22 protein-coding genes and 4 pseudogenes are annotated in these 26509 nt (G+C 65.5%); 9 read left to right on the top strand and 17 right to left on the bottom strand.

Translation table 11 applies throughout. The features are described 5' to 3' along the window. Positions 1-117: 117 nt before the first annotated feature. Positions 118-1067 (top strand): annotated as a pseudogene (locus ACIBG0_RS39505) (IS3 family transposase); the annotation flags it as partial. Between the two features lie 7 nt (positions 1068-1074). On the opposite strand, the pseudogene ACIBG0_RS39500 reads toward ACIBG0_RS39505, so the two are convergent. The 3 genes and pseudogenes from ACIBG0_RS39500 to ACIBG0_RS39490 form a co-directional block, all read right to left on the bottom strand. Beyond that, positions 1075-1236: pseudogene (locus ACIBG0_RS39500) on the bottom strand (IS30 family transposase); the annotation flags it as partial. A 1169-nt stretch (positions 1237-2405) separates the two neighbouring features. Then, the gene (locus ACIBG0_RS39495) at positions 2406-2564 is read right to left on the bottom strand and encodes a hypothetical protein (RefSeq protein WP_397040309.1); all 159 of its coding nucleotides are present in this window, start codon (positions 2562-2564) and stop codon (positions 2406-2408) included. Between the two features lie 136 nt (positions 2565-2700). Next, the gene (locus ACIBG0_RS39490) at positions 2701-4341 is read right to left on the bottom strand and encodes a plasmid pRiA4b ORF-3 family protein (protein ID WP_397040306.1); all 1641 of its coding nucleotides are present in this window, start codon (positions 4339-4341) and stop codon (positions 2701-2703) included. Positions 4342-5188: 847 nt separating this feature from the next. On the opposite strand from ACIBG0_RS39490, the gene ACIBG0_RS39485 reads away from it, so the two are divergent. After that, on the top strand, positions 5189-5347 hold the full coding sequence (locus ACIBG0_RS39485; protein ID WP_397040305.1) for a hypothetical protein: 159 nt from the start codon (positions 5189-5191) through the stop codon (positions 5345-5347). A 150-nt stretch (positions 5348-5497) separates the two neighbouring features. On the opposite strand, the gene ACIBG0_RS39480 is transcribed toward ACIBG0_RS39485, so the two are convergent. Continuing rightward, entirely contained in the window at positions 5498-6925 is a 1428-nt protein-coding gene (locus ACIBG0_RS39480; RefSeq protein WP_397040304.1) for a phospholipase C, read from the bottom strand. Between the two features lie 392 nt (positions 6926-7317). Beyond that, positions 7318-7659: a hypothetical protein gene (locus ACIBG0_RS39475; protein ID WP_397040302.1), complete on the bottom strand. Its 342-nt coding sequence runs from the start codon at positions 7657-7659 to the stop codon at positions 7318-7320. A gap of 708 nt (positions 7660-8367) precedes the next feature. Between ACIBG0_RS39475 and ACIBG0_RS39470 the strand changes: the two genes are divergently transcribed. After that, positions 8368-8517, top strand: a complete 150-nt coding sequence (locus tag ACIBG0_RS39470; RefSeq protein WP_397040299.1) for a hypothetical protein — start codon at positions 8368-8370, stop codon at positions 8515-8517. A 452-nt stretch (positions 8518-8969) separates the two neighbouring features. Here the strand turns inward: ACIBG0_RS39470 and ACIBG0_RS39465 are convergent, their stop codons facing one another. Beyond that, positions 8970-9473, bottom strand: coding sequence for an NUDIX hydrolase (locus tag ACIBG0_RS39465; protein ID WP_397040297.1), 504 nt, complete (start codon positions 9471-9473; stop codon positions 8970-8972). A gap of 521 nt (positions 9474-9994) precedes the next feature. On the opposite strand from ACIBG0_RS39465, the gene ACIBG0_RS39460 reads away from it, so the two are divergent. Further along, positions 9995-10291: an excalibur calcium-binding domain-containing protein gene (locus tag ACIBG0_RS39460; protein ID WP_397040295.1), complete on the top strand. Its 297-nt coding sequence runs from the start codon at positions 9995-9997 to the stop codon at positions 10289-10291. 2006 nt (positions 10292-12297) lie between these two features. On the opposite strand, the gene ACIBG0_RS39455 is transcribed toward ACIBG0_RS39460, so the two are convergent. After that, positions 12298-12483 carry a hypothetical protein gene (locus tag ACIBG0_RS39455; RefSeq protein ID WP_397040359.1) on the bottom strand — a complete coding sequence of 62 codons (186 nt, stop codon included), beginning with the start codon at positions 12481-12483 and terminating at the stop codon, positions 12298-12300. A gap of 55 nt (positions 12484-12538) precedes the next feature. Continuing rightward, positions 12539-12868: pseudogene (locus tag ACIBG0_RS39450) on the bottom strand (DUF1259 domain-containing protein); the annotation flags it as partial. A 330-nt stretch (positions 12869-13198) separates the two neighbouring features. On the opposite strand from ACIBG0_RS39450, the gene ACIBG0_RS39445 reads away from it, so the two are divergent. After that, the gene (locus ACIBG0_RS39445; protein WP_397040293.1) at positions 13199-13351 is read left to right on the top strand and encodes a hypothetical protein; all 153 of its coding nucleotides are present in this window, start codon (positions 13199-13201) and stop codon (positions 13349-13351) included. A 437-nt stretch (positions 13352-13788) separates the two neighbouring features. On the opposite strand, the gene ACIBG0_RS39440 is transcribed toward ACIBG0_RS39445, so the two are convergent. From ACIBG0_RS39440 to ACIBG0_RS39425, 4 genes are all read right to left on the bottom strand, one after another. After that, complete coding sequence (locus ACIBG0_RS39440; RefSeq protein ID WP_397040352.1) at positions 13789-14367, bottom strand: DUF6262 family protein; 579 nt, start codon at positions 14365-14367, stop codon at positions 13789-13791. Then, the gene (locus ACIBG0_RS39435) at positions 14368-16575 is read right to left on the bottom strand and encodes a hypothetical protein (RefSeq protein ID WP_397040291.1); all 2208 of its coding nucleotides are present in this window, start codon (positions 16573-16575) and stop codon (positions 14368-14370) included. It lies immediately after the preceding gene. Positions 16576-16737: 162 nt separating this feature from the next. Then, positions 16738-16926, bottom strand: coding sequence for a hypothetical protein (locus ACIBG0_RS39430; protein ID WP_397040290.1), 189 nt, complete (start codon positions 16924-16926; stop codon positions 16738-16740). After that, positions 16923-17990 carry a tyrosine-type recombinase/integrase gene (locus ACIBG0_RS39425; RefSeq protein ID WP_397040289.1) on the bottom strand — a complete coding sequence of 356 codons (1068 nt, stop codon included), beginning with the start codon at positions 17988-17990 and terminating at the stop codon, positions 16923-16925. Before ACIBG0_RS39425 ends, ACIBG0_RS39430 begins: the two co-directional genes overlap by 4 nt. A 312-nt stretch (positions 17991-18302) precedes the next feature. Between ACIBG0_RS39425 and ACIBG0_RS39420 the strand changes: the two genes are divergently transcribed. The 3 genes and pseudogenes from ACIBG0_RS39420 to ACIBG0_RS39410 all read left to right on the top strand — a co-directional run bounded on the left by ACIBG0_RS39420 (position 18303) and on the right by ACIBG0_RS39410 (position 19759). Further along, positions 18303-18479 (top strand): hypothetical protein, encoded by a 177-nt coding sequence (locus tag ACIBG0_RS39420; RefSeq protein ID WP_397040287.1) that lies wholly within the window; start codon positions 18303-18305, stop codon positions 18477-18479. 10 nt (positions 18480-18489) lie between these two features. Next, positions 18490-18807, top strand: a pseudogene (locus ACIBG0_RS39415) (NUDIX domain-containing protein); the annotation flags it as partial. Positions 18808-18937: 130 nt separating this feature from the next. Next, on the top strand, positions 18938-19759 hold the full coding sequence (locus ACIBG0_RS39410; protein WP_397040285.1) for an inositol monophosphatase family protein: 822 nt from the start codon (positions 18938-18940) through the stop codon (positions 19757-19759). Between the two features lie 299 nt (positions 19760-20058). On the opposite strand, the gene ACIBG0_RS39405 is transcribed toward ACIBG0_RS39410, so the two are convergent. The 5 genes from ACIBG0_RS39405 to ACIBG0_RS39385 all read right to left on the bottom strand — a co-directional run bounded on the left by ACIBG0_RS39405 (position 20059) and on the right by ACIBG0_RS39385 (position 25562). Then, positions 20059-20655: a class I SAM-dependent methyltransferase gene (locus ACIBG0_RS39405; protein WP_397040283.1), complete on the bottom strand. Its 597-nt coding sequence runs from the start codon at positions 20653-20655 to the stop codon at positions 20059-20061. Continuing rightward, positions 20652-20825: a hypothetical protein gene (locus tag ACIBG0_RS39400; RefSeq protein ID WP_397040281.1), complete on the bottom strand. Its 174-nt coding sequence runs from the start codon at positions 20823-20825 to the stop codon at positions 20652-20654. Before ACIBG0_RS39400 ends, ACIBG0_RS39405 begins: the two co-directional genes overlap by 4 nt. Beyond that, complete coding sequence (locus tag ACIBG0_RS39395; protein ID WP_397040280.1) at positions 20815-22425, bottom strand: ABC transporter ATP-binding protein; 1611 nt, start codon at positions 22423-22425, stop codon at positions 20815-20817. Before ACIBG0_RS39395 ends, ACIBG0_RS39400 begins: the two co-directional genes overlap by 11 nt. 123 nt (positions 22426-22548) lie before the next feature. Beyond that, positions 22549-24351: an ABC transporter ATP-binding protein gene (locus tag ACIBG0_RS39390; RefSeq protein ID WP_397040277.1), complete on the bottom strand. Its 1803-nt coding sequence runs from the start codon at positions 24349-24351 to the stop codon at positions 22549-22551. A 389-nt stretch (positions 24352-24740) separates the two neighbouring features. After that, on the bottom strand, positions 24741-25562 hold the full coding sequence (locus ACIBG0_RS39385; protein WP_397040275.1) for a class I SAM-dependent methyltransferase: 822 nt from the start codon (positions 25560-25562) through the stop codon (positions 24741-24743). 39 nt (positions 25563-25601) lie between these two features. Here ACIBG0_RS39385 and ACIBG0_RS39380 point away from each other — a divergent pair, with 39 nt between their 5' ends. Continuing rightward, positions 25602-26357 (top strand): alpha/beta fold hydrolase, encoded by a 756-nt coding sequence (locus ACIBG0_RS39380; protein WP_397040350.1) that lies wholly within the window; start codon positions 25602-25604, stop codon positions 26355-26357. Positions 26358-26509 lie beyond the last annotated feature (152 nt).

The following is a 26509-nucleotide window of genomic DNA, read 5'->3' as shown; positions in this document are numbered from 1 at the left end:
GCCCATATCGCATGCCCCGCAGAAAGATTCGCTAGCAAACTGCCCAGCATCAGCAACCGCACAAAGTTAACGGCATTGGGTTTGATGCCCACCTTCTTGATTGGGAAGGTAGACATCATGCCGACGAAGTACGACGCGGCGACGAAGGCGAAGGCGGTTCGTCTGGTTCGCGAGCACCGGGACGATTACGCCTCGGAGTGGGCTGCGATCACCACGATCGCGGGTCGGATGGGGATGACTCCCGAGACGTTGCCGAAGTGGGTTCGCCAGGCTGCGGTCGACGAGGGCGAATCCGAGGGTGTCTCAACCGCGGCGGCGCGGGAGATTCGTGAGTTGAGGCGTAAGAACGCCGAGTTGGAGAAGACGATCGAAATCCTCAAGGCGGCAACGTCTTTCTTCGTTCGGGAGTGCGACCCGAAACAGAGGTGATTTGTCGGTTCATCGCCGAGAATCGGGCTCGGTTCGGGGTCGCACCGATCTGCCGTGCGCTCAGTGCGCACGGGTGCAGGATCGCCCCGAGAACATTCCACGCGTGGAACAAGCGGGCACCGTCGAAACGGTCCCTGTGGGACGCGGCGGTGACCGAGATCCTGGCCCGCTGTTACGAGCCCGACGAGCGTGGGCGGCGGCCGGAGTCGTTGTATGGGTCGTTGAAGATGTGGGCTCATCTTCGCCGCCAAGGCATTCCGGTGGCCCGCTCCACGGTGGAGCGGCTGATGCGCGCCAACGGCTGGAAGGGAGCCACCCGCGCCAGAAGCGTGCGCACGCCCGTGGCTGATCCGGCGGCGCAGCGGGCACCAGATCTGGTAGATCGTCAGTTCCAGGTCCCGGCACCGAACCGGCTCCTTGTCGCCGACTTCACCTATGTTCGGTTGGCGACTGGGATGTTCGTCTACACCGCGTTCGTGATCGATGCCTACGCCGGGAGAATTCTCGGCTGGGAATGCTCAACGTCCAAGCACACCAGCTTCGTCTAATCCGCAATCCAGCAATCGGCGGCGATCCGATCCCGCGAGGGGCATCCATTGTCCGGCAGCACAATCCATCATTCGGACGCCGGGTCGCAAGGCGGATTTAACTGGTCGTCGCAACATTTCTCTGCTGGAGCGATTGTAGGTGATGCTCCACCGCTTCGACCGGAGTGCGCCATCCGAGTGCCTTCCGCGGTCGCGTATTGAGGGTGTACGCGACTGCCGCGAGATCCTTTGCGGTCCAACGTGATAGGTCTGTTCCTTTTCGGGTATGACGAGACCGGTAGCGCGTCCCTATCGCTGTCGTCGGGCGGACGGATCGGTCTGGGCATGGCAGCGCATCAAGGCCTCCGCCGATGGGCGCGCGTATTTGCCCAGGGATCGCACCGCGGTGCGCTCGCTCATGCGCATCAGCATCGGCGTGGACGCCCGTCCTCGGCCGCGTACGTCAACTAGTCCCCACCCCACGTGTCGACTCACCCACCCCACGTGTCGACTCACCCACCCCACCTGCCCAAGACGGCACGCACGACGCCCTGAGCGGCGGCAGCCCCCATCGGCCGGGGTGCCGACGCGTTCACGGACCCAACCAGTCCGTTCCCGGACCCCATGCCCAGCGCACCCACGGATGCATCCGCCTCATGGCCGAGACCCGCTCGGATGGACGGTTCATGGCCGTCTACCTGTTTTGGGCACATCAAACCGACTGTCCAACAGCAGGTCTCACGAATCTTTAATGAAACCTGTGTCAAAAATATTGCTGCACAAGTGAATTCATGATCGAATAGATTTCGTCGCGCCCGGATCTCCACAACACAACACCGAGGGCGCGGCAACCGCAGATAGGCAGCGACCCCGGCCCCCTCATCAGCCGAAAGGGGGGAACCGGGGTCGTTTCGGTAGTTGGGACGCGCCGGCCATGGGGTTGCGCACTGATGAAATCAGGGACTGCGGCCCCTGGGGACGGCTTCGGGGGTCCCTGATCCACTTCGCGGCTCGGGCTGGATCAGGACTCCCGGGGCCCGTGGTGACCGAGCTCGACTGGGTGGCCGCGCTGGCGAGGCCGGTTTGCGGAGGTGTGACATGAAAGTATTTGTGCCGCAAGGACTATCAGATCAACGGTGCGGTGTTCGCGCCGCGCACCTGTCGAGGGAATAGGAAACGGTTGTTGTTGATCGGCGGATCTATCGTGGGCGTCATCGTCGTGCTGGTGTTGCTAGGTCTCGCGGCCGCAGCGCTGGATCCACGTGGCCGCGCGGAGCGGCGCAACCGGGTCGATTCCGATGTGCACGAGCATGTTCGGCGGCAGTCTCAGTGGCCGAGAACTGATCATCGACACCGTCGATGACCTCCGTGTCTATCCGGCTTCGGTTGCGCCGCTGACAGATTCGATCGTCTGCGACGATGCCCGCACGTGCCTGGTAGACGCGCGGATCAGCGGAGCGTCACGCTGTGGTCCAGGCAGGCATAGCCGGTGCGGTATCGAAGCGAACCCGAGTTTCGTCGCGCCGGTTTGCCCGCAACGAGCTGCAGATCATCCCCGACCAGCGTCCAACAATCGATCAGCTCGTCCTCATCCAACTCCTGAGCCACGGCCGGAAGCTACACCGCGAACAGCGGGCTCACACCGGGAGTGCTCGTTTGCCGCTTTTTAACATGTTCCTTAACGGCACACCATAAGCGCCCGGATATCGGATCATTATCCGGTAACTCTGCCCATCGTGATGCCCTACTTCCGGCGTCTCGGATTCTGGTGAAGCGCGGTGAACGCGTCGTTGACCTCGTCGATGTCGAAGTGTGCCGGGTGGTGTTGGTCGGGTCGGTCGATGCCGAGCCATTGCAGTCGGTCTTCATGTTCTTCGTGGGCGGGGTCGTCGAGGATCTCCAGCAGCTCCTGGTACCCCCAGGTGCCGCCGCAGTCTTCGGGCGGAGCCTTGCGGCGCCCGCCGACACATCGCGGGTAGGCCGAGCCATCGGCTCGCGGCACGGTGTGCTCGACGGCGATCACGTGTACCCAGTCGTCACCGAAGTCGTAGATGTAGGTGAGTTTCGTCCCGGGACCGGCGACCTGCTCCAGGGTGACCTTCGCATCCGATCGCAACCCCAGCTCCGGGTCGGGAACACCGAATCCACCGTAGGCGGTGCCGAAGGCATACAGGTGCGTCGAATGCCAGCCGAACGCCACCTGCAACAGCTCGTGCAGCTCACGCAGCGCGATGTCGCCGGGAACCTGCAGGCGCCGCCAGATCGGCGGTTTGGCGCCGCGCAAGTCGACACGTAGCTGCAGAATAGGGGCCTGCCCATCCCTTGTCTTGCGCTTGGCAGGCAGTTTCGGGCGCGAGGTCACCGGGCCGGGCGCAGCCGGGCCGCCGAACACACCGGGCGGGCCGGCGAGCCGATCGAACCCTGCCAGCAGGTCGGTGCCGTCGAATTCGTCCCATCTGCCGTGCGGTGGTTTCGGTTTCGTCGATGCCGGCAGCGCTGCCAGCCGGGCCCGTAGCAATGACGCAAGGTCGTGATATCCGGGACCGTCATCGTCGAACACATCGTCGCCATCGTCGAACAGATCCGCGTCGTCGAACAGATCGTCGGGGTCGGTGATGTCGCCCGGATCGAACAGGTCGTCCGGATCGAACAGGTTGTCCTCGTCGTCGCGGTCGTGATGGTCGCGCGCGTCCATCGCAGCTTCGGCCCGCCACCGGAATTCGGCCGGGTCGAGGGCTGTGGTGGTGAGCCGGACCGTGTCCCGTTCGGCGCCCTGGCGCAGCTCGGCCAGCGCTTCGGTCAAATCGGAGGCCTCCAGCAGCATGATCTCGGCGGCTTCCCCGCACTCGCGGGGGTCGAGCAGAATCATCACCGCGTGGCCCGCGCCCGCGCGGTCGAAGCGGGCGGCAAGCACCAGCGCCTCGCTGTCCTGGCACAGTTCGACGCAATCACGCGCGGTCACCGGAGCCGACAACACCCTCGTCCACTCGGGGACGGCGACGCCGTGGGCCCGCAGCCGGTTCAGCCCCGCGGCAGCATCCTCACCGATTCGTCCCCCCTCCAGCGTCGCGAGCACCGCGAGCATCCCGGCCGCCCGTGAGTCGCCCACCGCCTCGATCACCGGGACAAGCTCGGACGCGGCGAGCGCGGCCGCCTCCGCGCCGAGCAAGCCGATGGCGCCGAGGAACATCGAGCCGAGGACTTCCGCCTCCACCGGATCGGTGATCTCAGCGAAGCCCGCGAGGACCGCCTCCATCACGACCCGCGGATCGCTCCCGTCGCCGGCATCATCGACACGACCGTCGGGCGGTGGGGCCGTCACGTCGAACAACGGTGTGGGCCAGTGGTTTCCAGGGCGTTTCGCGGCCGGCGTGCGCTTGCTCACGGCCGATAGTGTTGCACACCGTCCACCAGGGGCATCGGGGCAGGTGCCCAGCCGAAACTTTCGGGGTCAACCCAGGATCCGCGACCATGACGCGCGGCGCCGCTATCCGACCCGGCGCACGCCACCCTCTGGCAAACTCACCTCAGAGACCAGGCCGTGACGGCTTTGGGGGTTACCTTGGCTATCCCCAGGCTTGTCCGTCGTGCACCAGACCACCGAGGCACTGTCCAACCTCCGCCGACACGGCTGATCCCACCGAATTCTGAGAGGCCGCACGAAGTGTCAGCGGATATGCCGCCCTCGAATTTGCCGGCCGTCGGGGCCGAAATAAGCTGCTGACCTGTGCGTATTCGTAGAGTACATTTTCTTGGTTTTCTTGATGTTTGCCGCAGCAAAGGCGTGGACGGCGTGCCTCGCAGGTTGAGACTCGCAGGTTGAGATCCGACTGATCCCGCGCTTGTCGGCGCTACCGGAAATCCGCAGGTTGAGGTGACACCGGCGCCAAGCGCTGAACATCGATCGGTGTTGAGCCGTGGCATTCCCATGTTGATCTCGACGCCGGTGAGGTCGATCTATTGTGGCAGGCATTTCTTAGCCGGTTCGATATCGAGCACACCTTCCGCATGCTCGAGCAAACCCTCGGCTGGACTCAACCCCAAACCACGTGACCCACACGCGGCCGAACGGTGGACCACTGCATTAGACGTGTGCTCCGTCGCTCACCAGCCCCTCGCCGAGCCTAAGGCAGGCGAGTGATGGCGTGTGCCCAACACCCCGGGACCTATCTCGGCGCCCGCTACGGCGGATCGCCTCCCGGCGCGGGCCACAGGTCGCGACACTGCACTCCATGCTCACCGCGATCTGGCACATGAGCACCCCCGCCACGCCCTACCGCGACCCGGGCGGCGACCACTTCAACCGACTACACCCCGACCGAACGAAAAGCCGTGCACTACACCAGCTCCAAGCCCTCAGCTTCCACGTACCCCTCGACCACGTCAGTTGACCCACAAGCCCGCCGCGAGAGGAAATCATCGCGTCAGAGTGCTGGCACTTTGGCGCGGCCTCTCACCCAACCGCTCTTCGGGTGCGTGGCCTGCCAATGTTGTTCAGTATCGGCTGGATGTGTTGTCGCCACTGAGCGCGGTGCCGGTCCTTATGGGATTTGTGGTTTGGCGCCCGGGGTCTGGGTGGGCAGGATTTGGGGGCTGACTGGCACAACTGGCTTCGGTAGCAGATCGGTCGCGTCCGCCCTGGCCACCTCGAAATCAACGCCGGGGAACTGCAGAGGGTTGGTGCTGGGTGGTCGATCCAGTCGCAGAGTAGAGGTGAGGTCGCCGAAAGTCCTTCGCCGCCATGGCGAGATGTATGGCTCGCGCACGCCGGTGAACCATTCCAGCAATCGCAGACAGGAGGTGTGGTCGAAACGCTCGGTTGCCACCCAGCCGCCCGCGGTCCACGGCGAGACGATGATGCATGGCACCCGGTATCCGCCACCGATTGGCAGGTCGCCGACGAACTCGCCCGGTTCGGCCGCGTCCGGCAACGGCGGCACGACGTGATCGAACAAGCCGTCGTTCTCGTCGTAGTTGACCACGAAAACGGTCTTCGCCCACGTCTGCGGATTCGCTGCGACAGCGTTGATCCGGTCGGCGATGAATTTGGCGCCGTCCGCGGGCCGGTAGTCGGGATGCTCACACGCGGCGGCGTTCGGGATGATCCACGACACGGCCGGCAGGTTGCTTTCCCGGGCATCACGTTCGAAAGTGCCGACCGGTGAAGTGGCGATTCCCTTCCCGTACAGCGGTGAATCCCGCGGGGCCTGCTGAAACTGGCGGAACTGCTCCAACACGTTCAAGCCGCCATCGTCGATCTCGTTGTACACCTTCCAGCTGACCCCGGCCTGCTCGAGCCGTTCGGGATAGGTGCTCCAGCAGTAGCCGCCCGGGCGTCTGGTGTTTTTGATGATCGGGCCGCCACCGGTACCGCCTGGATCGATGGTCCCGGTCATCCACATCATCCGATTGGGCCAGGTCGGGCCCAGCACCGAGGAGTGGTAGGCGTCACACACCGTGAACGCGTCGGCAAGCGCGAAATGGAACGGAATGTCGGCACGCTCGTAATAGCCCATCACACACGGCCCGTTGGCACCGTCGGCCTCGCGGTGCGCGGACAGCCACCGATCCATCCTGCCGCCGTTGAGCGCCTCGTGTTGCACCGACCAGGCATGCGAGGTGGACGGAATCTTCTGCACGCTGTTGCGGTAGGTGTCCAGATGAAACGGCAACGTGTAGCCGTCCGGGTTCTGCTCGTCGGGTTGCCGGAACACCGGTGAACCGTCGGGAAAAACCAACGCGTCCGGATCACCGAAACCGCGCACACCAGCCATCGTGCCGAAATAATGATCGAACGAGCGATTCTCCTGCATCAGCAACACGATGTGTTCGATCGGTTGCGGCACAACCGGTTCCGCGAGCACCCGCCGCACATTCACCGGCGTCGCCGCGACCGCAGCCGTCAATGCCGTCCCCCCGATGAAACGCCGTCGCGTCAACCCGAATTCACGATTACGCGGTTCGCTCAACACCATTCCCTTCCGCTTCCGCCACCAGGTCCTCACCTGGCACTCCTGGCGTGTCGGTCCTGAAATCTTCGCCATATTCGGCGAGGGGTCGCCGATTTCCTCGGTGGTCTTGCACCAGGCGAACGGTTTCAGGTTCTGGTTCCCCGAGTGTGTGTACGTCGCTCGACTCCGACCCCGCGGTCCCCGGAAATAGACCTCGGAACCGGCCAGAAGGTATCGAATGACTCCGGGTTCACCAGGAACGGGAAGTGCCGCACCGGGGTGCGAGGAGGTTGGCGTTCGCTTGGCGGTCGTGATCAGTCGGGCTGGAGGCCGCTTGATCGGTGTGAACACCTGCGAGCAGGCATGTGGGCAAGCAGCGCCCGCGACCGGGGCGTGCTTGCGGCGGAGGGTCAACCGCAGGAGCCGGTGGCGGCTTTGCGGATGCCCGCGACAGCATCGACCTGCTGCTGGCTGGACAAGGTCGACCACCCCGGACCGTTCTTGAAGTTGGAGATCACCTTCTCCGGATCCTTCGCCGAGGCGGGCAGGCTCGAATCGGTGAAAATCTTCACCATGGCCTGGCATTCGGAGAGATAGATCGCCGAATGGGTATCCGCGCCACCGGAAGCGTTGGAGGTGCCTGAAGTGTTAGCGGCCGCAGCGGGTTTCGAAGAATCGTTGCAGCCAGCCAGGACAACAGTGCACGCTACGACGGCAAGCGGCAACCCGATGCGCTTGACCAGTGATGTCATATCTCAACCAAATCTCGTGTTCGGACAGTAGCCGGATCCCTCCCGGCCCAGGCATCGTAGCCGTGGGTCGGAATCGCCGACACTGTCGATGGCCGACCGCGCGTCCAGTCCGGTTGCCTCCGTTGCGCTTTCAACAGCCCTGCCCCGCACTGTGTCTCGGCAATCAGCGTTACCCAAACTCATTTCGGCGCCACGCCGGAGTTCTCGTTTGTGATGACCCACCAGGTCGAATGATGATCATGGTGAGTGCGGCAGCGACCAGGACTTTGTCGGTGCAGATGCGTTCGAGGCCTGTCGGACCCCTTCGGGCATCGGATCCCACAGCTGGCCGTCAAGTCGTCGGCCCGCCATTGCTGAAGCAGGATCGACCCAGCGAGCGCTGTCTTGCCGCAATTGCGGGGTCACGACCCGGGTATACACATACAAGGCATCCGAATTCGCGGGGTCGCCTGCGGTGATACACCGGCTTTTGTCGGAAACGGGTCGAAAGATGCCGCTTCCGACACTCACGCTTCAACGATGCCAGCCATAGCCTTATTCGTATCGGACACCCCGCCCCCGACAACGACGTCGGTAGGTCGACAACGAAGTCGGCCCCACAAAGCGAACCCGAAACCCGCCACCGACCGGAGGGAACCGCCCCTACACACAAAGTTCATCGACGTGTGCAGGCTGGCCTGCCGCAAGCGAATCAGAGGACCGATCCCCATGCACGTCAACACCTTCAGCCGCCTCGACGTGATCGTCGCACTCGATGCCCGCAACATCGAAGCCCACCACACCGCCACCCTCGAAGCCATCATCGAACACACTCGAGAGCACCCGAGACCAGGTGTTCGTGGCGGCCCAAGACCCTGACGCTGGTTCGAGGCAGCCGAGCCAACATCGTCAGTGGTTTGTGGCTCCCGGGGATTGTGGCGCTATGGATGCGATGTCACTGGCGAGTTGACGGAGCTGCTCCTCCTCGGCGTCGATCGCCGACAACAGATCGGCTAGCTGCTGGTGGGGTTGGATTCCCTGTCTGTCCGACGTGCGGGTGCTGGTGGCCATCGGTATTCACTCCTTGCTGGAATATGGAGCCGCTCTGTCTGCTTGCGTTCGGTGCCGGAAATTGAGAAATGTGTTGCAGACAGCGGGCACGTCGGCGAACGGAGTACGTGGACTGGTTCGGACCCCGAGCGCCCACATAACGCACAGCCGGGTCGATCCTGTGGAAGCGTCGACAGCTCGGGTATCGCTGGGCGCGGGTGGCGCGTTGGTTGCACCAGCCGCTGGTCGCGCTCGGGCCCGTTCTCGGTCTCGGTCTCGGTTCACAGCATGGACACGTCGATGTGCGGTTCGGGCTGGATCACTGCCCAGTCGAGGCGTTCGCGCTGGCCGGGGTCCATCGGTAGGTCGGCGATGCCGCCCACGGGCACCCATTCGCTGCGATCGTTCCCGCTCGGTGTCGGTTCACCGGCCACAGGCTCGGCGCGGTAGACGATGGTGCACTCCTGCCCGGCCTTGTCGTTGCTCGTCTCGTCGATGACGCGGCCCGCGGTGATGAAGATGCCGACCAGGCTGGAGAGATGGACAGCGATTCCGGTTTCCTCGCGAGTGTTTCGGACGACGGTGTCGCGCAGGGATTCACCGAGCTCGTGCCGACCACCGGGCATCGACCAGCTACCGCTGCGACAGATCAGCAGGACAGCACCGTCACCACGCTGAACGAACACTGCGGCGCAGAGCCGAGCCGTATCAACTGCGAACGCTATCGGGTTCTGTGTCAGTGTGTCGTCTCCGGAAACGCGTCGGATGATTCTGCTGCCAGTCATGCCCGCTCAGCGTATCGGCTCGCAGCGAGTTACACACTTACACAACGTATTTCGTGACATTCACCACGCATCGATCCGTATCGCCACACCATCCTGCCACTAGCGCCCCGCACCGGGAATTCGTAGAACCAGCGGGATACAGGCTCACCTGATGGCGCGGACCGGTCGGCCGGTGACCGAGGCGATGCTGACCGAGAACGAGCGGCAGACGCCGTAGCGGCGGGCGCGGCGGGCGACGACGCCGCAGGCGTTGTCGCCTCATATTTTGGGTTGCGCGGCAGGCAACAAACAGGGTCGCGTTGTCGTGGACCGCGGTTTGTCGGCGTTGATGGTCAGGCAACTGCAGACGGAATCGAAGACGCGCGCGTCACCGATTCGCCGAAACCCTTGGTCGCGGGCATACGCGAATGCCCCCCTTTGGGAAGCTGTGCGATTGACAAGTTCACGGCCCGTCACAACAGTGGACGCGGCACCTCCCCCCTTGGGCGCCAATCCACCGCAGCAAACAAACAGAGGAACCCATGAACGTTCGCCGGCTCACCGTCAGCGTCGCCATCGCGGGACTGCCCTTCCTGGCCACACCCGCAGCCCTGGCCGAGGTCCCCTCCGGTTCCGCGGGAACAGGCTCATCTGCAATCGATACCGGTTCAGCCGCGACCGGCTCAGCAGGCCTGTCCCAGACCGGCTCGGCCGATGGCGCATTCGCCAACTGCGACGATGCCCGCGCGGCCGGTCGAGCACCACTGTTCCGCGGGGAACCCGGCTATCAGCCCTCCCTCGATCCAGACGGCGACGGCTTCGCCTGCCCGACAGTCTGATAGCCCTGAAACCAACACACCCGGTGCTCCGGATGCTAACCGGGCACCTGGAGTGATGCTGACAGTTTCGATACTGACGGTGATGGTGGTGGTGTTGTGGCCGGGAACCGGAGTGCTCACATGGCGGTGGTGCGCGGGGAAGAGTCGGCGAGCACGGAGGGGCACCGCGACCGGTCGGGTCAGCAACCAGTCCGCCGCCGCGCGGCCGGATCGATAGCGTCACAGCCCTTCGTCGGGCACGCGCTCTGGCGAGGCTGCGCACCGAGGTATGCCCTGACGGCTTCATCGACACCGGTGCCGACACCCCGGGCGGCATCAGCACAGCAACGACCTACACCCGCACCGCCCCACCCACATCCGACCCGACCATGTGACCGACAACATTGAACCAGCCCGCAACACCCTCACCATCGGCCCCACCCCCTCCTGCATCCGCTGGTGGCGTTTTCCCGCTACTGGGGAGCCCCCGAGTATTGAGTACCATCCGGTCGGTTCTTGGTTCGCTCTACTGCTCAACCGGGAACCACGCGGGGTCGGAGCCGAGCCTCGTGCGCGCGCCCGGGGAAGCGCGATCGAGGCTCGGCTCCGTTGGATTCGGTGTGAGGCGTATCCGCCGGTTGCCGGCCTCATGGCCGGAAGGCGCTGGTAGATGGCCCGGACGCGGTGCGCTGGCGCCCGTAAATCCGTGCCCACCAATGGTTCGGAGTCATTAGTGGTCAGCGGAAGGTCGCCGGAAGGGCGATGGAAGGAGCACCGGGATCGTGCATTCTGGAATGTGCATCCGGCGCTGCGGAATGTGTCCCTTTCACAGAGTGCGGTGCACCGGATCCGGCGCGGGCCGCCCAATCCCGCGCCGGGCCCGCGAGCCGGTGTCCGTATGCGGCGCCGGGTGCATCCAACTGCGTTCGCCACCGGCTGTTAGCAGGGGCGACCTGCCCGCTGTGTGGTGTGGCGTATCTGTTGGGAGTTCGCGGCGCGGGACGGTGCTCGGTTATGAGCGACGTCATGGCCGCCCCCGGTTCGTGTCACCAGATGCAAACTGCTGGCGTGTCGGTGAGGTGTGTCGCTTCCTCGATGAGTGGGCTGCCCGAGTTATAGCCCTGCACCCCACGTGATTTCATCGCGTACGCGGGCACCGGTCCCGGACGCCACGCGCTAACAATGCGACAGATGGGTAGCCCTCAGCGTTCAGTTCGGAAGCGAAACCGAGTGTGGCCGTGAATGATATCGCCCCATCGACGATGCGCGGCCAGTTGTCGTACCAGCGAGCGGCCAAGTTGTTTGCCCATCACACCAGCAACTTCACGCGCGGACCGTTCATATTGCGTCAGCTCTGTCATGGCCTCGTGCCGCAACAGCTTCCTTGGTGTTCTCTGCGCAGAATTCGTCATCGCGATGAGATACGTTGGAGCCGCTGCTCTTTCAATCTCGCGCCCCGAGCGGCTTCCGCGACCTGCCTACCGTTGACGCTCCACCGCAGATCAGACCACATGGTGAGTGAAGACAAGATGGCTGTGTAGGGCGAAATTTGCACCTCACGCAGCCGTGCCGAAACTCATAGCTATTGACTATCGAGGTGGCCCGGTTGGCGGGCGGCGCGGCAGCAACTGCGCGGGACGTCATCTTTGACCGGGTTGGCCAGCACTTGACATATCACATTCGCGTGGCAGGCTGCTCAGCGAGGCCGGGGCCCAGAGCGTCAAGTTCGGACACTGGTCGAATGGCCGCAGGCTCAGTCGTATGAAGACTGGGCCTGCGGTGCTGTCAGCAGCGCGAGTCAGAGCTACAGGTAGTAGGAGAGCTCGCGAGGGGCTGCCGGGGCGAGGGTGCAGTCGAGTCGCGGTCCGGGCAAGCAGCACCAGAGCTGGAATTACGGCTGCTATGTCGACCGGCCGGGGCGCGGTGGTGCGGGCCATGCAATTAATCTCCACGAGAGCAAGGACGTCCGGCTGGCCGGCACAACGCGCAGGTTGTCGCGATGCGGGTTCCCAGGCTAAACGCCGATCTCACCCGAATGTCGGTGGCACGACATGCCCGTTGTCGGTGATCTGCTCGTTGCGGGCCAGGGTGAATTTGCAGAGGCCATTGTCGGTGGTCCCGGTGCGACCCATCGCGGCGTCGATCCCGGCGGTGTCGAGGTCGACCGGCGGCTGCTGGGCAGGGGGCGCTGGGGGCGGGGATTGCGGTCGCATCGAGTGCGGCCCGTAGGCCTTGGGCCAGCGCGGCGGGCTCGCCCATTGCGTGGATGTGGGTCCACCAGATCTGGGGATTCTGCTCGAGCAGATGTTTATGCAGCGCGGTCTGCTCGATGCCGTGGGCTTGCCGGGCGTCGGTGACCTTGGGCAACTTGTCCTCGGTGACCACCAGGTCACCCATCAGCATTGCTCCGTCGGTGTATATCGCGAAACCCGCGTAGCCATCCAGTGACAGGCCGGGCTTGATGTCGACGCCTTGGGATGTGACGTGAAGATCGCTGCGCACCAACGGAATCCGGTACAGGGTGTTGTTGTCGCCAAACTTCCCGGCCCGTCTGAGCGCATCGGTGACCGGTTTCCAATCTGCCTCACTGGTTGTCATCGGAGCCGTCGCCGGATGGCCTATGGCGCTCATCGGTGTCGATGTCGATGTCGTGGTGCTGCTGCCGCAACCGGCCGCGACCAGCAGCAGCGGTGTTGAAAAGGCGATCAGCAGTCGCCGGTGCATGCGATACAGGTGGAAGCTGCTCGAAAAGTGCCCGCCCACAACGGCCTACTCATTTCCGAGCAATCACGCGGTGGTGGCTTCCGCGATGACCGCGGCGCTGTTCCTGATCAATCGTCGACTCGGGGTCCTCCCGGCCCTCGCCACCGATCATGGGCTTCTCCCGTGTCTATGTCGGCGCCACTACACACACGACGTGGCGGCCGCATGGTGGTGGGCGTCGCCGTCGGGCTGGCAACCGCCCTGGTCATGCGCAAATACGCCACCTCACTGATCGAGAAGCTCTCCACCGGTGCACTCCGCCCGGTCCTCACAGACGAGGTGGCCCGCATCCGATCTGAAGCTGATCCTGCACGCTGAGCCGCAGCCATCGTGGATTCCGGAACACCCTCCGGAGGTGTCTCACTCCGCATCAGTCGTCGTCGGAGCTGTCGGCGTCCATCGAGACCACATCGGGGGTCGACGGGCACTACGCCTTCCACCTGCCCGCTTCGGCGGCACTCACCGCCCAATACGCGACCACGACAACACCGACGACGACTGAAATCCAGATGTCGGCGACGACACGGGCGGTAGCCGGTGTGCAGTGTCAAGCACGCCCGACAGGCCGGGAACGGAATGCGTGAGAAATACGCAGTACAACTGGGGTAGACCCTGGCGCCGACCTGTCGTGTTGACCGTCAGCGGCTCTCATTGACGGCCCGCCGCGCCACGGTCGGTGGCCCGAACTCCGAAGTAGGCCACAGGATCTGACGCAAGGCCGAGCATTGAGTCCCGGAAGTGGTTGATCGGCAAGATCATTGCGCATCGGGCAACCGATGACTCTCCTCACGGATCATGCGCCGAAGGCTGGTGCGGGCGGCGGCGAGGTCGTCCTGGACGTCGGCGAGCTGTTTCTCGAGATCGGCATTGGCTCGTCTGCTGGCGGCTAACTCGTTTATGAGAATCTTGTTCTGGTCGGTGAGCTCATCGACCCGCGTGATCAGGTCTGTGGCCGCGTATTGGTCGAGTTGTTGGCCGAGTTGACGTTGGACGGTGGCTTTGAGTTGATCGCGTTCGGTCCGCAGGCGGGCAACCTCGGTCCGTGCGATCGCGAGGTCGGTCTTCAATCCAGCGGTGTTGGCGGTGCGCGCGGTTTCCCGGTCCAGGCGGGGTTGGGTCTGTTGCCGTTGGCGGGCCCGCTCGATGTGTTCGCGAACGCCCGGGGCATAGACCAGCCAGTTCGAGACGCTGGCGGCTCGGGCGACGCCGGTGAACGTGATCGGTTCGTTGCGGGTGGTCATCTCGTCGATCACGGCCAGGACGTTGGCGCGCTTCTCGCGGCTGGTTCGCTCCCTGGCGTCCCGGAGGACCTGGGCGGGGGTGGCGAGGTCCAGTCATCTGCTTTGCCCGGGCTCGATGACGGTCAGCGGCAGGGAAAGTCGACGTTCTGTCGGTGAAGGGATGCCGTCGGCGGCCCGGACTCTGCGTAGCACCGCGGAAGCCTCCTCGACGGCGTGGCGCTCGTCGGTCGGGAGCTGGTCCATATGTTCGCGGACGACTTCGACGATCCGCTGGAAGGCGGCAATCTGGTCGGTGAGGTTGCGGACGACGAACTCGTCGGCGTCCATCGCCTGCGCGATCTCACGGTCTGTCTTGAGGGCGCGGACATGGTCCTCGACCGCTGGGAGGTAGGACGGGTCGGGCCGATAGAACCCGCACCCGGCGCATTGGAACCGGATCGGGCAGGCCTTGCCGCCTGCCTTGACGTTGCTGGGCTCGTGGCAGTTGCCGAACGGGACGGCCACCGACTTGGCTTGGTAGGCGGTGGCCGATCCGATAGGCGCGAGGCGCCCGTTGCGGTCGATCACGTGCGCTCGTATTGTGTTGATTGCCTGACGTTTTCGATTCAGAGAGACCTTGAAATAGCCCATGGTCGTATCGATCGATTTGTGGTCCATGAGGTCTTTGAGCACCTCGACGCGGACCCCGGCGTCCGCGTGACGCTGGGCGTAGGAGAACCGGAACGCGTAAGGAAATACCGCAGTGCGATCGAACGGCACCGGTCGGTCGTCCGGGCCGGTCTGCTCGGAGGGCAGTTCGGGGATCGAGTCGGCCCAAAGGCGGATGGCCTCAGAGAACTTGTGGGTCGGCAAGTGGGTGCCCTCACCGAAGGTTTCGTCGGCCGCGGGGAACAGGTAGTTCGCGCTGCGAGGCGGAAGGGCCAGTCGTGCTCGGTGCTCCCGCCATTCGAGGTTTGCCTCGGCGGTCGAGATGGGGATCGGCAATCGTCGCCGTAGGCGCTTTCCTTTACGGTTGTCCCAGAGCAGCGTGTATTCGCCGTCGATGTATTCCAGGCAGTCGAGCCCGAGCTCGCAGGTCTCGCGGGGCCGCCGCCCGGTATCGCGGTGAACGATGTAAACAGTCTGGAACAGTGCGCGGATGTCTTCTCGCGCGTAGTCGCCGTAGGGAATCTCCGCGCCGAGAAGGTCCAGGTGATCGTCGAGCTGGCTGATCACCGATTCAGGTATGGCCTTGCCGAGGTCGTCCTCGCTGGCGTCCTCGACGCAGATGCGATGCGACCGGTGGCGGGCGCAGCTGGCTGGCATGCCCTGAAGCAGACCCGCGGCCAGGCCGTAATCGAGCAGCATGAAGAACGCGCCGACGATATCTCGGCGCCGCTTGGCCGCCGCCAGCTCCCCATTCCTGACATTCCGCATCTGCCGGATACCGTCGATCACGGCGTTCACATCTGCGAACCCCAGCCCGGCAAGATCCATGCCGCCGCCCGGCCGCAGCGCCAGAGCTTGCGACGCGATCACGCATGCCAGGAAGCGGCTCCGCAAGTACTCACTGACCGGCTTGGTGTCCCGCGCCCACGCCATCACCAAATCCCGCAGCCACGGCTGCGTGATCTGACCGAAGTCGAGCGAGCCGCCGCGGCGTCGACGACCGTTCGCGGAGCGAACAGAGTAAATTCCGACCGCAGTCAGATCCCAGACGAGTTTGTCCGTGGGTTCGATGCCGCGGAACCGATCGACGGCGTCGCCGAGGATCCGGTGGGCTTCACGAACAAGCACGTCCAACCCCATGCTGCCTGCAGCGCGGTCCAGAAGATGGGTCCAAGCCGTTGGGTTCGTGGCCAGATGCTCGGTGTCCGTGACGAGCCGCAGGAACCGGCGGACCAGGCCCGGGAAGATTTTGTGATCGTGTCGATCACGCTCTTGCAGCACGTAGAGCACTTCCAACCTGACCAGAGGGTGTGTGGCGTTCAGGGAGAAGTGCTCGACCGAAAGAGGCGGCAGCGCAATCGTTTCTGCCCAGACCCGGATGCATGCGGCATCGTTGATCGGCTTGTCGGCGGCCAGTGCATGGCAACGCCAATGACGTCGATGCATGACACACAACATGGCGGTGAGTGGGGCGTCCTGCTCGCAGCCGCGGACCACGCAAGCCGTTGCGGGGCCGTAAGGTTTGGCATCGGCAAGCCACTCCTCGAACGAGCACTGCAGCTGTCTGTCCTGGCGTTGGGCCCAGCTGCCGTAGTGGTTGGCGCACAGGCCGCGGCACTTCGCGTGCCGAGCGCAGCGCACATCGCCAGCCACGACCAGGCAATCCGCTGTGCGGATTTTCGTCCGCCGGTCCGGATTTGTGTTGAAGGTCGCGATGAAGTTCTCGCGACTGATCTCGCTTCGGGTGAACGCTCGTGAGCACTCGGTGCAGAAGGAGTTGACGTGAACGATCCGCCCGCATGCCCTGGTCGGGCATCACGTCACCGCCGTCCATGGGTTGTCGGGGTCCCCCGTGAACAACAGCCGCTCCGGATCCCACCCACCGGATCGCCAGTCGGGATCGAGGGCCTTCTGCAGCCAGTCCGCCCATGCGGGCAGGTCGATCTGCGGATCTTCTCCCACAGTCCTGGCCGGCGCCAGCGTCTTCACCGCGGATGTATTCACTTCCTGCCTTTCATCGTCCGGGCCGCAGCGACGGCGTCGACCGCGGCGCGTTTGTCCTTGTCGGCGACGTGCGTGTAGACATCCATGGATCGCTGGGAGACGTGTCCGAGCAACTCCTGGACCACGCTTCGATCAGTGCCTTGTCGCAGCAGCTCAGTGGCCGCCGAATGCCGCAGCATGTGTGGTCGGGCAGTGAATCCAGCTCGCTGGGCGAGTCGGTCGAACATCTCCTTGGCGGTGTCGTACTTCATCCCCTCCCCCAGCGGTGCATGGAACAGGTTGACGAACACCAGGTCGCAGTCGATGGCTTCGGGCACCAAGTCGCGCTCGAGCTGGTAATCGATGTAGCTGTCGATCACTCCGGTGGTCACCGGAATCGGCCGAGGCTTGCGGGCTTTCGCCCAGGCGCCGTTAGCGTTGCGGCGCCGCCGGACATGGACGTGCGGCCCCTCGAACATGCAGCCGAACTCACGCGAGCTGGCTAGCAGATGCATATCCTCGCGGCGCAGCCCTAATGCTTCGCCGATGCGCATTGCGGTGTCAGCTAGCAGCCTCACCAGGAACCGATCCCGCGCCCGGGTCGCCATCTGGATCAGGATGGTGATCTGATCCTGATCGAGCCACTCGTAGCCGGGAACCGCGACTCGGAATTTCACCAATTTGGTTCGGACGGTGCGGAACTGGTTGTTCTCTCCCGGGTCGAAGCCATCCGGCAGGAACGCCAAGAACTTCTTCTGGCTCAGCGGGGCAACGACTTCCGGCCTCACCCAGCCGTGCAGACAGCCAAACCGCAACAGCTCACACACTGTCGTCACGATGTGGTTCGCGGTGCCCTTCGATCGGAACCTGGGTTCCGCCGGTGGCCGCCGGCCGCGCGGCGGCAGCGGCTGCTCCACCAGCCAGCGCAAGAACGCCCCCAACTGCCACACCGTCGGCGCTGCCCAGTCCATACCCGTTCGCACGCAGTACGACAAATACAGTGCGATGCGTCCGGCGTAGGCCCGTTCAGTGTTCGGCGAGCAGTCCCGTGCCCGCAGCGACGCCAAATAGGCGGTCGCTTCCACGTGAAAGTCGTAGAAGACAGTCCACGACGACCCAGCGCACCCCACCATCCATCGGTGAGATGGCGCGCTCGGCACGAAACACCCGCGGTTGACCAGCCAGACCAGACGTCACTCGAAACCCCCAGATAGGTGTGAGGCATGTGATGATGCAGGCTACTTAACTCACGTACCGAAGATCGTTGGGAGCACCCAAGATAACCCGCTCCAAGTCGTTGTTCTTCGACGAAGTCGAGCCGCGAATGCGGCAGTGGGCAACCGGCCAGGTCACCAGAAACCCGAACGACGGTGGATGTAGCGGTTAGGGTGTCGCAGGTGACGACGTCGCACGACGGTCCCGCCGTGACCGGGACACTGCCTGTCGAGCAGTACGTGGCCAGGCTGCCGCGCAAACGCATGGCCGCCGGGGTGCTGTTTCGGGACAGCTCGGACCGGGTGCTCGTGGTCGAGCCGTCCTACAAGCACACCCGGCGGTTCGGTCGAGGCGGATGAGGCGCCCTGGGCGGCAGCCGAGCGCGAACTGCTCGAGGAACTGGGGTGGAACTACAGGCTCGGCAGGCTTCTGGTGGTGGATTATGTCCGTCCCCAGGACTCGCGGCCCGAGGGGGTGATCTTCGTCTTCGACGGCGGCGTGCTCGCGGAAGGCGATCTTGCCCGGATGACACTGAATACCAACGAGATTCGTTCGGCGGGCTTCTACACCCTCCCGGAGCTTGCAGGCAAGATGAAACCGCTACTCATCGATCGTTTCACTGCCGCGCTGAATGCCGTGCGAGAGGGCGGGATTGTCCTGTGCGAGCAGGGGCGGCGTATCGCCTGACCGATACTCCCCCGCTCGCATGGTGTTGATGCCGAGCGGGCAGTGACTGCAGGACACGCCGCGGGCTCGGCGCTGTGTCGGTGCGGGTGCAGGTCGCGGGCAGGGTATTGCTGTCTAGGATTTCATCCTTATGGTGGCGTGCGACGACCTGACACTTGTCCATCAGCTCGCCGAGGCGGCCGATCGCATCTCCATGCGGTATTTTTCGTCAGGGGACGTGTCCGCTCAGACCAAGGCCGACGGCAGCCCTGTCACGGCCGCGGACCGCGCAGTGGAGCAAGCCATCCGCCGTCGGCTCGTCGACCTCCGTCCGCACGACTGCGTTGTCGGTGAGGAGTTCGGCCAACAGGGTGACAGCGCTCGCCGATGGGTGGTCGATCCTATCGACGGCACAGCCAACTTCGCTGCTGGAAAGCTGCAATGGAGCACGTTGATCACCGTTGAAGAGAACGGCGAGGTAGTAACCGGGATCATCACCGCGCCAGCCCTGCGGCGCCGTTGGTGGGCGACGCGAGATGCAGGTGCGTGGACCAGTGCCTGTGTAGCCGGGCACCTCGGCCCCCGGGAACGGCTCGCGGTAACGACAATCCGGACGCTCAGCGGTGCCACTGCCGCGATTTGGCCCGTCAGGTCCGGGATGCCTTCTCAACGTCTTGCCATGGGTGCTGCGTTTCTCGCCCGATGCGCCGGTGGCGGCCCGCTGACCGGCTGGGCTGATACCTGCCAGGGCGCCGTGCTCGTGGCTGCTGGGCGAACTGACGTCTTCCTTCATCTGGCCGCTGGTCCCTGGGACATCGCGGCCGCTGTCCCGATCGTCGAAGAAGCGGGAGGCCGATTCAGCGACTTGCAAGGCAAGCGCCGCATCGGGTCGGGTGCCGCGGTATTCACCAACGGTCACCTGCACAAGGAAGTACTCGACTTCCTGAAACACACAGCACATACTCAGCCGTAGGTTCCCGGCTGCACCGTCGGCGCTTTCCGGTTCGCGCGTCCGGCACCGGCGTCTCCTGATAGCCCTTGCAGCGCAAATGATCCCGGACAGCCTGGATGAACAGCAGGCGGCGGATGGCCAGTTCGTGCGTGAAGCGTGCTCGTCGGTGGCGTGAGCGATGACGAGGTCGTCATCGATGCGCACCGTGGCGGCGCCGGCGCGGTGGAGTTCGCTTGCCAGCTGGTCCGCCGACACGGTCCACCAGTCGTATTCGGCGCTCGCGCCGGCGATTTCGGTATCGCCGTCCAGGGTCCGGTAGGTCATGGTCCAGCGCACCCGGTCGGGTGCGGCCGGTACGGCACGCCGGTGCCTTCGTAGCGCAGCCGGCCCACGGTGGTGCCGAACGGCGGCCATTCCGGTACTTCTACCGCGGTGTCGGGTGGTTGGACGTTGAACACCACGGGTGCGCCCGGCGTCAGCCGGGGCTTCAACGCCGCGAACAGTGCGTGCCGTTGCGTGGGCGCGAGGTGCCCGATCATGTGCATGCCAGTCACCGCGGCGATGCGGTCCGGCAACGGCAGTTCGACGGCGCCGCCGGGAAAGACCGGGATCCGATCGCGGTCGTGGCGGGCGGCCATGCGCGCCAGGAAAACCGCGCGCAGCTGCGCCGACGGTTCGGCCGCCAGCACGGGTGCCGGGGCCAGTGTGTCGAGGAGGATGTGGGTGCCCAATCCAGTGCCGGCCCCGAATTCGACCACGGTCCCCGTCGCGGGGTCTGCGCCCGACAGCGCGGCGGTCAGCCGCCCGGCCATCTGCTCCCATGCCGGAATGCTGAGTAGGTGCAGGTACTCCGCCGATCCCGAATATTCCGAATACGGTTGCATCGCGGTGTTCGGTTCGGTGCGTGCCGGTGTCATGCTGCCCGGTGCCCGCGGGTAGGGACGGCCGGGGAGACGATGCGGTAGCCGAGTTCTCGATGGGCCACCAGGCGGGCCGCCAACGCCGGTCCGGGGCCGTCGGCGGTGCCGCCGATCGGGTCGCATCGGGTGGGATCGGGTGTGGTCGGTGCGGGAGGGTTACTGGGCATCGAGGGACCATCCGTGGCTGTGGCTGCGGTCGGCGCAGAAGGCGGCGTAGGTCGGGCTGTGGTCGAGGAGTGTGGTGTGGTCGCCGACGGCTTCGATGCCGCCGTGGCCGTCGAGGACGACGATCTGGTCGGCGTGGCGGATGGTTTGCAGCCGGTGGGCGATCACGATGAGGGTGCTGTCGCCGGCAAGTTCGGCCAGTCCGCGTTGCACGAGGGCTTCGCTGTCGATGTCCAGGCCCGCGGTGGCCTCGTCGAGCAACACGATCGGTGCGTTCTTGAGCAGGGCGCGGGCGATCGAGACCCGTTGGCGTTCACCCCCGGACAGTGTGCCGCCGCTTTCTCCGACGATGGTGTCCATCCCGTCGGGGAGCCGGGCGAGCATGTCGGTCACGCCCGCGCGCTGCGCGGCCTGGTCCACGTCGGCGTCGGTGGCGTCGGGGCGGCCGAGCCGGATGTTCTCCCGCAGTGTGTCCTCGAACAGGTACACGTCCTGGAACACCATCGATACCTGTGCCAGTACTCGCCGGGTGCCGAGGTCGCGCAGGTCGCGGCCGCCGATGCGGATGTTGCCGGTGTCGACGTCGTAGAACCGGGCGATCAGCCGGGCCAGCGTGGTCTTGCCCGACCCGGACGGGCCGACGACGGCGGTCATCGAGCCCGGGGCCACGCGGAAGCTCGCTCCGTGCAGGATCGGTGTGCCGGGGGCGTAGGAGAAGGCGACGTTGTCGAACTCGATCGAGGTATCGGCGGGCCGGGCGGGATGGTCGGGTTCCGGCAGCACCGGCGCGGTGAGCAACGTGTCCAGCTCCTGCAGCGCCCGGGTGGCGAGGTCGACACCCTGGTCGAAGGGCAGCGCGTGCAGCGCGAGCCAGCCCAGGACGATCGCGAGCGCGAGGAACCCCACGAAGGTCGGCCCGTCGATCCCGCCGCCGGTCACCAGGGCGACGCTGACGGTGACGGCCAGCAGCATGCCCACGTAGGTCGCTGTGTTGTACAGCGTCATGCCTCGCAGCCGGGTGGCTTCGACCGCCCGGGTCGCAGCGCGCTGGGCTCGTAGCGCATCGCGGACGCTGCGCTCGGCCAGTGAATCGGGGCCGGCGGCGCGGACGGCGGGTTGGGCGGCGGCAAACTCGAGCACCCGCGCCGCGCCTTCCTCGTTGTGCCGGTCGACCGCGCGCTCCCACCGGTCGCGTCGTGCCCGGGTCCACCGGTAGACGACGGCGACCAGCCCCACCCCGGACAGCAGGCACAGCCCGAGCCGCCAGTCGATCACGACCGCCGCGGCAGCGGCGACGGCCGGTGCGAGCAGCCCGTGCAGCATCGGGCGCCAGATGGTGTCCGGGGCGTTGGCGGCGAACACCACACCCCGGGTGACCATGTGGCTGATCGGTCCGGTCCGCTCGGTGTCGAACCAGCCCAGCGGCAGCCGCGCCGCCCGCAGCCCGATCAGCTCGTGCATCCGCAGGATGTAGCGGGCTCCGGCTCGCTGCCCGATCAGCGTCGCGGCCACGTCCAGGCATCCGGCCGCCAGCCCGAACCCGGCGAGCACCGCGGCCGCCGCAACCGCCGACGCCGGATCGGTGGAGAACAATGCCCGCACCAACGAACGGTACGAGGGTGAGCAAAGCCGCGGCGACACAGGTCACCGACCCGATCGTGACGGCCAGGTAGGCGCGCAGCATCCGGCGGCACCGGGTGTCGCCGATCCGCCACAGGGCTCGGATCATGCCGGCTCCTCCGTGTTCCCGATACGCGACCGCGGGGCGAAGTCGCGGGCCTGCTGGTAGGTGTGCCACATCCGCGCGTACAGGCCGTCGGCAGCGATCAGCGTCGCGTGACTGCCGTGTTCGACGACGCGGCCGTGGTCGAGTACCAGAATCTGGTCGGTGCCGGTGACGGTGTGGAGCCGGTGCGCGATCACCAGCAGTGGCCGGCCACGGGTCAACTCGGCCAGGGCGCGCTGGATGTCGGCCTCGGAGTCGGGGTCGGCAAAGGCCGTCGCCTCGTCCAGCACCAGGACGGGGGTGTCCATCAGCAGAGCGCGGGCAATCGAGAGCCGCTGCCGCTCGCCTCCCGACAGGCGGGCATCGTCGCCGACGATCGTGGCATACCCCTGCGGTAACCGCGCGATACGATCGTGGATCTGTGCGGCTGTCGCCGCCGCGACGACCTGGGCGTCGGTAGCGTCCGGTCGCCCGAGAGCGATGTTGTCGCGCACCGACATCCGCAGCAGGTACGGCTGCTGGAACACGAACCCGACCGCGGCGTACAGCTGCTTCGGCGCCAGCCGCCGCAGATCCGCGCCACCCAACCGCACCACCCCGGCGTCCGGGTCGAGCAGCCGCGGCACGAGCGCGGCCAGGGTGGACTTGCCCGACCCCGACGCCCCCACCAGCGCGACGACCGTTCCCGGCGCCAGCTGCATGCTCACCCCGTCCGGCGCCCGCGTGCGGTCGGTATAGGAGAACACGACACCGACGACGGCGATCTCACTGCCCGTCGCCGCGACCGTATCGTCCGGGTCCGCGGCAGCCGGCATGGCGAAGAATGCCTCCAGTTCACCGGCGGCACCGTTGGCTTCGCGCAGGAACTGCCGCATCTGCATCAGCATGAACAACGGACCGGCGATATTGGCCGACAACAGCACCGCCGGCAAGATTCCCGCAGGCTCCAATCCGCCGTAGGCGATCAGCAGCGTGGCCCCGACCCCGGAGACGGTGACCGCGAACCCGGGCGAGGTGAACACCAGCAGCAGCGCCGAACCGTGCACCGTCGCTTCCATCCAGTCCCGATAGAAGCGGTAGTGACCAGCGGCACTGTCGAGGAACCTGCGATGCCCGCGACCGGACACCTCGAACACCTTGACCGGGGCGATCCCCCGCACGAACTCCACCACCGCCGCACCCAGCTCGGCGAGCGCGGCGTTGTAGCGGTCGAACTGCGCCGAAATGTCGGTCATGAACAGCGGAAAACTCGCCACCGCCAGCATCAGCGGGATCAGCGCGATCAGCCCCAGCCGCCAGTCCACCACAAACAGCAACACCACACTCGCCACCGGCCGCACGATCCCGTTGGTGACGTCCGGGACGACATGCGCGATCAACTGATGGACCTTCGCCACATCATCCTGAACGACCTTCTTCACCCGCCCCGACGCCGTCCGGGAAAACCAATCCAACGGCAGCCGCAGCAGATGCGTGATCTGCCGCTGCCGCAGACCCTGCGCGAACTCGGCATCAGCGACGTGACTGACCCCGTACCCCGCCATCGTCAACGTCTGCGCCACCGCAACCGAACCGATCAACGCCGCCACCAGCCACCACACCCGCGGCCCTTCCACCACGCCGCCACCCGCAGCCGGAACGACCACTCGCGCCAGCTCCATCGCCACCGCCACCGCCACCGGCAGCACACCCGCCACCGCCCCCAGCGCAGCCAACACCCCCGCCCACCGCACCCGGCCCAGCACCGGCGCAGCCAGACCCCAGAACGTCGGCGGCTTCTCCCCGGCCCACGACCCGATCACGACACCCCACCACCCACCGCGGCGCGGACACGGCCACCGAAGCCGACCGGCCACGCCCCACACCATCGACCGAGCCTGACCTGCGCAGCTACCCGAACTCTGCCGACCATCGAACCCTCACCACCACAGACTGAAAATCGTTTTCAATTAGCGTAGCGTGGTTCGTCGCTCGTGTCAGCGCTGCCGAAGCCGCACCCCATCGGCCGAGTTCGACCTGCGCACCTCCACACCCACGCCAGACGGATCGGGGTTGCCGCGAACACATACCGCCGCTCACCACGTTCGCCGTACGCCGCCGCTCCGGATGTCACCCAACACGCAGCGATTCACAAGTGCGACTGACGGCCCGCCTCCGGACCAGGAGGATCAGCACGACGCTCAGAGCGGCCTCATACGCGGTAGTGGTTGAGCCGGTAACGCCCGAACCGTTGCCGCAACACCAGGCTCGTCACCCGCAGCGCGATCCGGCGCGCCACCGGGACCCGCGCACGCAAACCGGCCGGGATCCGCGACAGGTCACCGGATTCCAGCAGGCGCAGCCCGATCCCCCAGCGTTCCACCTCCGCGGGATCGTCACATGCCCACCGCATTCGTGCCGATACCTGCTTCAACGAGTCATGGCGGTCCTGGTGCTCGATGATCCAGCGGCCGGTGGTGTCCATGGCCAGGTCGGCACCGGGGAAATTCTCGGCGATCAGGGTCAGAGCTCGCCGCACCTGCGGCTCTTCGAGGTAGACCAGCACGCCCTCGGAGATGAAGAAGTGCGGCCCCGGAAGGGTTTTCACCACCGCGACCCAGCTGTCGTCGAGGACCGAGGCCGCAAGCAGGCGCCGCCGATCGGACTCGACGAAGAACTGCGACCGCACGGCCATGGCATCGGGCAGGTCCAGGTCCACCCAATGCACGTGGCCGTTGTCGACGCGTTCGAACCGGGTGTTGAGTCCCGCGCCGATCTCGATGACCGTGCCGTCGGGATGCCGCTGCAGGAACTCGCGCACCCACACATCGATGATGCTGGTGCGCAACACCGTTCCGAACAGACTGCGGCCACCGTCGAACCTGCCGAAGTCGTAGTCGATGGCCCCGACCATCTCCACCGCCTTGGGATCCCGCAGGATCGGGCGCGGCTTTCCGGTTTCGACGGCTCGCCCGTAGAGCGTAATGAGCAGCGTCTCCTGGACTTCACCCAACCGCGTGGCGTCGATGGCCATAGCATCCCCTTTGTTGCAAATCATTTTCAATAATGATAGCTGTGTGCGACGGTCCGCATCCGGTTTGACGACACCTGCCGCGGTCGGGACTACCGAACCCTGGCGTGTTTCGATGTAGCCCCAGGTTGCTCCGGACTGGTTCGATTGGGGCGCGTCCGAGCGTCCCCCGGCTCGAGGTGCGACTACGAATCCGAGGTCGCGCTCGTGGCCGCGCTGCTGGACTCCTTCGGTGTGGACCGGGTCGACCTGGCCGGGCACGACTACGGCGGTTATCTCGCGGTGGGATTCGCGGCCGCTCACCCAGATCGTGTGCGGCGTTTGGCGATTCTGAATTCGCGAGCCCACCGAACGTTTCCCTTGCCGTACTATCTGCTGTTCGCCCTGCTGGGTGTGCAGGCGCGACATCCGATTCTGCGGCGTGCCCTGCCGTCCGCGCCGCTCGGTACGGTGCATCGGCATGCCATGAAACGCTATGTGCGGCAAGGCGCTTTCGATACCGCCCGGCTCGAAGACTATGTCGGATGGCTCGACACCCGTTCAGGACGCGAACGGTACGCGGACTATTTCGCCGGATACAGCGTTCGGCGGCAATCCACCGAGCTGTCCGCGATCCGCTGCCCGAGCGCGATCATCTGGGGTGATCGAGACACCGCGTGTCCGTTCACGATCGCCGAGGATCTCGCACACCAACTTCCGGACGCCACCCTCACCCGGATTGCGGGAGCCGATCACTACGTCATGGAGGAGCGGCCTTCGGAAGTGACCGACGCCCTGCTGGTGTGGCTACAACACTGACGACGAAGACGCGAACGCGCTGAATGCGGCAAGAGCGGAGTGCGCCGCGAGGCGCTTGTGCGCCGTGAGGCGCCAGGAATCGAAGGAGGTGAAAGACCTTCTCGCTGGGCTGTCGCAGCAGCCTGGTAGGAGCGGAGCGCAGTCCGATCCGG

Source organism: Nocardia sp. NPDC050630 (genome assembly GCF_044457245.1).
Classification (GTDB): domain Bacteria; phylum Actinomycetota; class Actinomycetes; order Mycobacteriales; family Mycobacteriaceae; genus Nocardia.
Note: the sequence above shows the minus strand (reverse complement) of the source record. Positions and strands in the feature narration are given on the sequence as shown.

What these genes read in the sequence shown, in the direction of transcription:
- ACIBG0_RS39455 (WP_397040359.1), bottom strand. Translation starts at nt 12,483, where the DNA reads ATGCGACCGCAATCCCCGCCCCCAGCGCCCCCTGCCCAGCAGCCGCCG.
- ACIBG0_RS39385 (WP_397040275.1), bottom strand. Translation starts at nt 25,562, where the DNA reads ATGGCCATCGACGCCACGCGGTTGGGTGAAGTCCAGGAGACGCTGCTC.
- ACIBG0_RS39400 (WP_397040281.1), bottom strand. Translation starts at nt 20,825, where the DNA reads ATGCCCAGTAACCCTCCCGCACCGACCACACCCGATCCCACCCGATGC.
- ACIBG0_RS39485 (WP_397040305.1), top strand. Translation starts at nt 5,189, where the DNA reads ATGCTCACCGCGATCTGGCACATGAGCACCCCCGCCACGCCCTACCGC.
- ACIBG0_RS39465 (WP_397040297.1), bottom strand. Translation starts at nt 9,473, where the DNA reads ATGACTGGCAGCAGAATCATCCGACGCGTTTCCGGAGACGACACACTG.
- ACIBG0_RS39410 (WP_397040285.1), top strand. Translation starts at nt 18,938, where the DNA reads ATGGTGGCGTGCGACGACCTGACACTTGTCCATCAGCTCGCCGAGGCG.
- ACIBG0_RS39470 (WP_397040299.1), top strand. Translation starts at nt 8,368, where the DNA reads ATGCACGTCAACACCTTCAGCCGCCTCGACGTGATCGTCGCACTCGAT.
- ACIBG0_RS39460 (WP_397040295.1), top strand. Translation starts at nt 9,995, where the DNA reads ATGAACGTTCGCCGGCTCACCGTCAGCGTCGCCATCGCGGGACTGCCC.
- ACIBG0_RS39405 (WP_397040283.1), bottom strand. Translation starts at nt 20,655, where the DNA reads ATGACACCGGCACGCACCGAACCGAACACCGCGATGCAACCGTATTCG.
- ACIBG0_RS39445 (WP_397040293.1), top strand. Translation starts at nt 13,199, where the DNA reads ATGGTGGTGGGCGTCGCCGTCGGGCTGGCAACCGCCCTGGTCATGCGC.
- ACIBG0_RS39475 (WP_397040302.1), bottom strand. Translation starts at nt 7,659, where the DNA reads ATGACATCACTGGTCAAGCGCATCGGGTTGCCGCTTGCCGTCGTAGCG.